Source organism: Lentilactobacillus sp., assembly GCF_040773105.1.
Taxonomy (GTDB): domain Bacteria; phylum Bacillota; class Bacilli; order Lactobacillales; family Lactobacillaceae; genus Lentilactobacillus; species Lentilactobacillus parabuchneri.
Genome location: NZ_JAXGWW010000111.1, coordinates 1 through 6,552, shown reverse-complemented (window position 1 = coordinate 6,552; position 6,552 = coordinate 1). Strand labels below are relative to the sequence as shown.

The following is a 6,552-nucleotide window of genomic DNA, read 5'->3' as shown; positions in this document are numbered from 1 at the left end:
CGTTTGTTGGTCCGTCACCCGGATGCCGTCAATCTTTTGAACCGCTAAGTCCAACTTTTCACTCCCAGCAGAAATTTGTGGGCCGCCGCCATGGACTATCAGAATCTGCTTGCCAGCCTCCCGCCATTTGTGCAGCTGTTGATAAAATTCTTCCGATAGATGATTCGTCGCGTTGCCGCCAATTTTAATCACAATAATTTGACTCATGTCCTTCACCTCCTAGCTTCGATATGATGCGTTGATTTGCACGTACTTATAAGTCAGATCACAGCCCCAGGCCGTTCCTGCTGCCGAACCGGCATTCAGGTTAACATCGATCGTAACCACTTTGTTTTTTAAGGTTGCTGAAACTTCGGCGTCATCAATTCCGGTCCCCATGCTGTTTTTAACCAGTTGGATGCCGTTAATCGAGACGCTGACGCCGTCAATGTCAACGTGGGCGTCGGTTTGACCGATTGCCTGCATGATTCTGCCCCAGTTACCATCTTCACCAAAGATCATCGCTTTAACCAGATTGGAGCCGACAATGGCTTTGGCAACTTGTTGACCCTCCAAATGATTAAGTGCGCCTTTGACGTTAACCTCAACTAACTTAGAAGCCCCTTCACCGTCACCGGCAATTTCTTTAGCCAAGTGGGCCAATACTGTTTCAAAGGCGACTGCAAAGGTCGAATAATCTGGGTTGGTGTCGGTTAAAGGCTGGTTGTGTGCCTGCCCATTTGCCATCACCACGACCATGTCATTGGTTGACGTGTCGCCATCCACCGTAATCTGATTAAAGGTTTCATCAACGGTATGACTGAGTAATTGCTGAAGCTGCGAGCCGGAAATGACGGCATCCGTGGTCACAAATCCAAGCATGGTCGCCATATTCGGATGAATCATCCCAGACCCCTTACAAAATCCGGTAATTGTGACCGGCTGATCGTTAATCACGCACTTTACCGTCATCGTCTTTGGATGCGTATCCGTGGTCAAAATTGCCTTGGTAAGGCCGACGTTCTTGGTTAATTTCAGTTCGGAAATTCCGGCCTTAATTTTAGCCATTGGCAGTGGTTCGCCAATCACACCGGTTGAAGCGATCCCCACCAAGTTGGCGTGAATCTGCAATCGATCAGCAACCATTTGTTGCATCATTTCGGCATCGGAAATCCCCTGTTCGCCGTTACATGAATTAGCATTGCCACTGTTCATCACGACGGCTTGAAGTTGATGATTGAGGTTAATCGTTTGTTTGGTAAGGGTGGTTGGGGCCGCTTGAAATTGGTTGGTTGTATAAACCCCAGCCGCTTCAGCCGGCACTTCTGAATAAATACAACCCATATCATCGCCCTCCGGCTTGAGTCCCGCGTGAGTCGAATCACTGTAAAACCCCTTTGGCCAATCAAACGGGCTGACTTCAATTTCATCTTCACTATCTACCTGCATCTCAATCTCTCCTTTTATGGTAGGAACGGTGTCAGTTCCAACCCACTTGTTTCTTCAAACTTAAACATCTGATTAAAGTTTTGAACTGCCTGTCCGGCAGCGCCTTTTAATAAATTATCAATCACACTGTCTACCATCACCGTTTGAGTCACCGGATTGTAAACTACGCCGATGTTGCAATTATTGGTGCCGACGACTTGCTTAATGTCGGGCAGCTGAGTTCCGGTGTAGTTCACAAACGGTTTATTCCCATATGTGTCTTGGTAGGCTTGGTCAATCATTGCCCCGTCAACTTCCGGCTTAACCTTGGCGTATATCGTACTCATAATCCCTCTGGTAATTGGAATTAAAGTGGTCATAAATTGGATCGCCTTGACCTGCTTATTCCAACTTTTTAACGTCATCACAATTTCTGGGATGTGCTGATGTTGATTTGGCTTGTAAATTTGCAAGTTGTCGTTGGCTTGGGTGAAGTGAGTTGAGGCTGCCGGGTGTTTACCGGCTCCGGACGTTCCTGATTTGGCATCAACAATAATGCTGTCCAAATCAATGAGGTCCTGTTGAACCAACGGCGCCAGCCCCAATAAGGTAGCAGTCGCATAACAACCTGGATTGGCCACGTAGGTTTTATCTTCGGCCGATTCAAAGTCTGCCAAGCCATAATGCGCCTGCTGCAGATCGGAAGCTGGGGCAGAATCCTTGTGGTACCAGCGTTGATACTCATCCACGTCGTTAAGACGCAAATCCCCCGAAAGGTCGATCACCGGAAATTTGGCATCCAGATACGGTTGACTCAACTTGGACGTTACCCCTGCAGAAGTGGCAAAAAATACCATCTGGTTATCTGTCATCACCGCTTGGTCTGAGTATGGCTGCACCGGCGTCTGATCTGTGAAGAACGATGGCACTACTTCATTTAACGGCTGATTGCGCGTTAATTTATGATCATATAAATTGATTCCGTCAACTTCCGGGTGTTGACGTAAGAGCTGATAAAGAACCATCCCCGCGTACCCCGTAATTCCAACTAACCCCACTTGCAAACAAATCGCCTCACAATTATTTTCTGAATATTCAATTAAACGAATATTAATGAATTAAAAATATCTTACAACACCATGTGAAAAAATGCAATAGTTTTTAGAATTATTCATTTTTTTATTTTATATTATGTTTTTATACACTCTACAGCCACTTTTGATGAATATAGAACCCCGTGGCGTAATTTTATACAGCCGGTTTTTGGATGCATAAAATTATATTTTTGATAATAAAAAAGAACTAACTGCATTTTGGCGGTTAGCTCTCCTATATTAAGACCTATTCAAATTAGTTTTAAGGCTTTGGAACTCCAGCTGTTTGGACCACTTCATCCGGAATCTTATCAAGTGCCTGGTTCAAGTCAGCAATTAGGTCGTCAGCATTTTCGACACCGACCGATACCCGGATCAAATCCGGTGTAATGCCAGCTTCACGAAGTTCTTCCTCATTTAGTTGGGCATGGGTCGTTGATGCCGGATGAATAATCAGCGATTTGGCATCGGCAACGTTCGCCAACAACGAGAATAACTTTAGATTTTGAATCAATTGCTTACCAGCCTTCTCGCCGCCCTTTAATCCAAGGGTGAAAATCGACCCAACGCCCTTAGGGAAATACTTCTCGGCCAGTTGATGATAGGGGCTGTCTTCAAGACCCGGATAATTGATCCAAGCAACTTTTGGATGATTGTGCAGGAACGCCACGATTTTCTTTGTGTTTTCAACATGGCGTTCAACCCGCAGCGATAACGACTCCAATCCTTGAAGCAGTAAAAACGAGTTAAACGGACTAATGGTGGCCCCCAAGTCACGCAATGATTCGGCGCGGACCTTGGTCGTAAACGCTGCATCGCCAAGATCGGCGAAGACCAAGCCATTGTATTGGGCATTTGGTTCAGTAAAGCCTGGATAGCGGCCGCTTGCTTTCCAATCAAATTGCCCATTTTCGACAATCACCCCACCCATGGTCGTTCCGTGACCGCCGATGAATTTAGTTGCTGAATGAACGACAACATCCGCACCGTGGTCTAATGGCCGAACCAGATAAGGGGTACCAAAGGTGTTATCGACAATCAAAATGATCCCGTGTTTATGGGCGATGGCTGCCACTGCTTCAAAATCAATCAGGTTAATGCCAGGGTTGCCAATGCTTTCAATATACAGCGCCTTGGTGCGATCATTGATTGGCTTTTCAAAGTTTTCAGGGTCATCTGGATCAACGAAATGCGTTTTGATGCCCAATTTAGGGAGGGTCACGTTAAATAAATTAAAGGTCCCACCATATAACGTGCTGGCTGAGACGATTTCGTCACCTTCTCCGGCAACGTTTAAAATAGCTGCGGTAATCGCTGCAGACCCGGTTGCCAGGGTGACGCCCGCTGTTCCGTTCTCCAAAGCTGCCACCCGCTTATCGACGACATCGGTGGTTGGATTGGTTAAACGCGTGTAAATGTTACCGGGGTCAGTTAGTCCGAAACGTCCGGCTGCTTGCTCGGGACTATCAAACACATATGAAGTGGTTTGATAAATCGGCACTGCCCGAGAACCTGTTTCATCAACGGTTTGTCCTGCGTGGACTTGGAGGGTTTCAAAATGTAAGTTATTATTTTCTTCTGTCATATTGATAAGCCTACTTTCTTATTTGAGATGATTTTTGACCAATTGTCATAAATTTGGATGCTGCTGTTTTTCCACGAATAGTCAACTGTTCCCGAATCCTGATCAATGAAATAATTCTTTGGAAGTCTGATCGGCATCTGTTCATAAAGATCGCGGTAGTATTCACGGGCCAGCGTGCCTTCAGCGTATTCCGGATGGCCGGTAATGTAAGTGCTGTGAAGACCACTTGCCGATAAAATGATCGGCCCGGTGGCTTCGGCAGAAGCATCAACCGTCAACCCTTCAGGCAGATGATCTTCATCGAGGACAATCGACGTGTGGCGGGACTGTGGCATTTTCAACAATCCCCCGGCCCCAAAGCCTTTGGCAATTGGAGAGTCGGCCGCAATTCGATCAGCCGGATAAACCCCAAACAATTTACTGGTTAAAAGGTGCTTTCGAATCCCAAAGTCGTGAAATAAACAGGCTTGAGCAGCCCAACACTCATATAGGCATTGAGTCACGTGGGTTTTGGCCCACTCAAGAATCTGCTGGAGTTCATCCCAGTAATCGACTTGTGCAAACGGCAGGGTTTCTACCGGAGCGCCAGTGACAATCAAGCCGTCAAAGTGGGCATCCCTGATTTGGTCAAGGCAAACATAATCGCGTTCAATGGCGGCCCTGGAGGTGTCTTTGAATTGGTGTGACTGCGGATACATGAAGGTTAATTCCGCGTCCGAGCTGATCTCACTAAACCGATGTAGAAATTGTGCTTCGGTATTTCGTCGCGTTGGCATCAGATTCAACACCAAGATCGATAAAGGATTCGTTAATTCGTGGTTGACCCACTTTTCATCTGCGTTCAAAAAGCCATTCACTGCATTTGCTGTCATCCAAATCATCTCCTTAAATTAAATAAAAAAAAAGCTTCCGTCCACATAGTTTAAAAACTACGGGACGAAAGCTTCGCGGTGCCACCCTGATTTATTGCCTCTTCGCAGGGACAATCTTGGAAAGTACGGAAGAGTGCGACGAGGGCTGGGTGACGCGATTTCTAAGTAATGATTGATTGAAATCCTGGTTTTGGATTTGAATTAATCATTGCTTAGAAGTTAGCGTCAGGCCCGTCGGAGCACATTTCGGCAAAATAACAGTGAACAATTAACACTTTTACCTTGCAGAAACGTGCTCGCTGGGGCAGCAACCTGCACCTAAGCCAACTTCCGGGGAATCAGACTCGATTTCACCGAAAGTCCGCTTAGGCTCCGGTTGCTGGGCGCCCCAGCTCGCACTCTCCTATACTTCGCAATATATCGGTTGCCCCCGGACATCCTAGCCTTGCGACCGGATGCCTGACTCAGAGCTCATCTTCACGTCTTCGTAAATCACTTCTCTCACCAAACGAAGTTCTCTTTAGATTCACGTTAACGCTACTCTTCTCTTCAACGTCTAATTTATCTTTAATAATTGTCTGTAACTTTATCATTGTCTTATTAGTTTGTCAATTCAATTTTCAATTTACCGCGCATTTTTTCGTATCCTAATTGATATTGGTGTGGCGACAATTTACGAGTAAAAATATCACTGTGTGGCTTTTTAATTATCTGTGGATCTCTAACACAACCAAATTAATTGTCATCTTTATTTCCAGATTAGCCTATAATCAATCATAAAGAGAAATTTCGAGGTGAAAGTATGAACGAAACAATTTCCGAAGATGATTTAATCACGGTCTGCGGGCAGGTCGGCAAAATTCTGTTGACCAGCGGCGCTGAAACTTCCCGCGTCGAAGGCACCGTTGAATACATCGGCCGCGCCGCCCACTACGATATTACCTGCCACGCCACAATCACCGCCCTATTTGTCGGCGTCAACAATCAAACCAAAACCCACTTGGTCAAGGTGCGGCTTGGAGACTTTAATTTGGAAAAAGTCGACGAAATTAACACCATGTCCCGCCGGTTCGTTGTAGGCAAGATTGACTTTGCCGAGCTCAAAAAGACCATCAATCAGATCGATAAAAAAGTCATCGATTTCACTTGGCCGGAAAAAGTATTTGGCGCCGCCTTGGTTTCAGTCGCGCCAATGCTTTTGTTCAAGGCAACTTGGGCAGACTTGGGACTGGCCTTTTTTGTTGGCATCTTCGGCTACTTGGCAGCCGCACTTTCCAGCCCACGGATTAAAACGCCTTACGTTGCTGCCGGACTTGGTGGTTTTACCGTTGGTTTGTTGGCAACCCTTCTGCAGTCAATGGGAATTGCTACCAGTGCCGGCAACATCATCGTCAGTGCCCTGATGCCCTTGGTTCCAGGTGTCGCCATTACCAACTCGTTTCGAGAAATTATCGACCGCAACACCATCTCCGGAGTGGTCCGGGCGGTTGATGCGTTGATTATTGCCGGCTCAATTGGCGCGGGAGTCGTCATTGGCGCTGCTGTTTCTTCAATTTTATTTCATCTCGGAGGTGGCCTATGAAAGTCTTAGTTG

At 46.4% G+C, this 6,552-nt stretch carries 5 protein-coding genes and 1 pseudogene; 1 reads left to right on the top strand and 5 read right to left on the bottom strand.

Features of this window, described 5'->3' with window-relative positions; all coding sequences use genetic code 11:
* From AB3112_RS06950 to AB3112_RS06930, 5 genes and pseudogenes are all read right to left on the bottom strand, one after another.
* Positions 1-207 (bottom strand): annotated as a pseudogene (locus tag AB3112_RS06950) (acetylglutamate kinase); the annotation flags it as partial.
* A gap of 12 nt (positions 208-219) precedes the next feature.
* On the bottom strand, positions 220-1,428 hold the full coding sequence (argJ, locus tag AB3112_RS06945; RefSeq protein ID WP_367334173.1) for a bifunctional glutamate N-acetyltransferase/amino-acid acetyltransferase ArgJ: 1,209 nt from the start codon (positions 1,426-1,428) through the stop codon (positions 220-222).
* Positions 1,429-1,442: 14 nt separating this feature from the next.
* A complete protein-coding gene (gene argC, locus AB3112_RS06940; protein ID WP_367334172.1) occupies positions 1,443-2,471 on the bottom strand; it encodes an N-acetyl-gamma-glutamyl-phosphate reductase in 1,029 nt (342 codons plus the stop codon).
* 292 nt (positions 2,472-2,763) lie between these two features.
* A complete protein-coding gene (locus AB3112_RS06935; RefSeq protein ID WP_084998430.1) occupies positions 2,764-4,086 on the bottom strand; it encodes an O-acetylhomoserine aminocarboxypropyltransferase/cysteine synthase family protein in 1,323 nt (440 codons plus the stop codon).
* Positions 4,083-4,958: a homoserine O-succinyltransferase gene (locus AB3112_RS06930; RefSeq protein WP_084974672.1), complete on the bottom strand. Its 876-nt coding sequence runs from the start codon at positions 4,956-4,958 to the stop codon at positions 4,083-4,085. Before AB3112_RS06930 ends, AB3112_RS06935 begins: the two co-directional genes overlap by 4 nt.
* Before the next feature lie 802 nt (positions 4,959-5,760).
* Between AB3112_RS06930 and AB3112_RS06925 the strand changes: the two genes are divergently transcribed.
* The gene (locus AB3112_RS06925; RefSeq protein ID WP_367334171.1) at positions 5,761-6,540 is read left to right on the top strand and encodes a threonine/serine exporter family protein; all 780 of its coding nucleotides are present in this window, start codon (positions 5,761-5,763) and stop codon (positions 6,538-6,540) included.
* Positions 6,541-6,552: the final 12 nt, after the last annotated feature.

What these genes read in the sequence shown, in the direction of transcription:
- argJ (WP_367334173.1), bottom strand. Translation starts at nt 1,428, where the DNA reads ATGCAGGTAGATAGTGAAGATGAAATTGAAGTCAGCCCGTTTGATTGG.
- AB3112_RS06935 (WP_084998430.1), bottom strand. Translation starts at nt 4,086, where the DNA reads ATGACAGAAGAAAATAATAACTTACATTTTGAAACCCTCCAAGTCCAC.
- AB3112_RS06930 (WP_084974672.1), bottom strand. Translation starts at nt 4,958, where the DNA reads ATGACAGCAAATGCAGTGAATGGCTTTTTGAACGCAGATGAAAAGTGG.
- AB3112_RS06925 (WP_367334171.1), top strand. Translation starts at nt 5,761, where the DNA reads ATGAACGAAACAATTTCCGAAGATGATTTAATCACGGTCTGCGGGCAG.